At 35.7% G+C, this 819-nt stretch carries 1 protein-coding gene; it reads left to right on the top strand.

Going from position 1 to position 819, the window contains the following annotated elements; genetic code table 11:
• On the top strand, positions 1–819 hold an 819-nt coding region (locus LIX50_RS09465; protein ID WP_226385951.1), incomplete at both ends, for a hypothetical protein.

Genomic DNA, 819 nt, shown 5'->3' on the forward strand with positions numbered 1-819 from the left:
TTATCGTGGTGAGGATAGAAAGGGCGAAACCTTTGAACAGGCGAATCCAAATAAAGCAAATCAATTGCCGGTAAAATTTGGTTTAGGCACAGATGATGTTCATAGTACAGATTTATACGCTGCAGCAAAAATTGGTCTAGCTAATTTAGCCAGCAATAGCAGTCAAAGTGAAAATAATCAGAGTACAACTAATGCTGTGATTAGTGATGGTAACTTTAATATTGCGAGCATGCAGGGCAAACAGAATATTGAGACTATCAAGAAATCAACAGAGCAAGACGCAAATAAACTTGAAAAAGTAGATCATGCAAAAATGCAAAAAGAAGTTGAGCAGGATGTTGCAACAATTCAGAGTTTTGCGAAGAATGTTGGTGGCGCAACGGATGAAGCTTATCGAACAATGTTTATCGCAGAACATCGGATGTTTACTCATAAAGTGGATGAAAAAGGAGAGCCTATAGAGGATCCTAAAATTCTGAAAAAAATAAATGAAGAAGCAGATGCTAAGGGGTTAGATAGAACAGAATACCTTAAGCAGCAACTAGAAAAAGGACGTAATATTTATGTATTGCATGAATTATCCGATCAAGAGCGTAATCAATTACAAAAAGTCACTTATACTGATCCAAAAACAGGGAAAACAGAGAGTAAATATGTCGTTGCATTTAATGGCATCTTTAATAATCATAATGCAGCAGCAAAATTTGCAGTACAAAACTATATTGCGGGCAGGGATGATAAAACAGGCAATATAGATAAAAAGGTATATAAAGATGTTTATTTTGTTCACCATCCTGAAGCGAAAAATGGTTTGTCAGA

This window comes from Haemophilus sp. Marseille-P9675 (assembly GCF_916862695.1).
GTDB classification, from domain to species: Bacteria; Pseudomonadota; Gammaproteobacteria; order Enterobacterales; family Pasteurellaceae; genus Haemophilus; species Haemophilus haemolyticus_K.